Source organism: Treponema sp. R8-4-B8 (assembly GCF_054786175.1).
Map to the genome: position 1 here is coordinate 1 of NZ_BDHE01000418.1, position 443 is coordinate 443.

The following is a 443-nucleotide window of genomic DNA, read 5'->3' on the forward strand; positions in this document are numbered from 1 at the left end:
CGTATTTTTGGCGGCGCGGAAAATGTATTAGATGTAGGCTGGGTTTAATTAGGCGCAGTATTGGATTTTTCCATTACTGACGCTCTTTATTTACGAGGCGAATGTTTGTACGCGCCTGACTTTTCTTCGTTTTTACCTGAAATAAATGTTATTGAAATAAATCGGGCAAATAGCCTTGCATGGCGATTTGCTTTGGGGTGGCAGCCTGGAGCCGCAAAATCATCAAAACAAAAATCGGCGTCTGAAAAAACTGGTCAAACTCAAACTAATAAAACTCAACCGAGTCAATATCAGACAAACCAACCTCAAACTAATCAACCTCAACCAAGCCAGCCAAAAGAAGACAGCCAAAGCGCAAATAACAAAGACGGCTGGAATATCGCAAATGTAGATACCGCCCGGAATGTTCAATATCTTTCTGCTTTAGAAAAAGACATTATATT

At 40.4% G+C, this 443-nt stretch carries 1 protein-coding gene; it reads left to right on the plus strand.

Annotated features, from left to right (window positions below; all coding sequences use genetic code 11):
• Positions 1–60: 60 nt before the first annotated feature.
• The coding region (locus ACYVRA_RS09035) for a hypothetical protein (protein WP_461252375.1) at positions 61–443 on the plus strand (383 nt) is incomplete at its 3' end.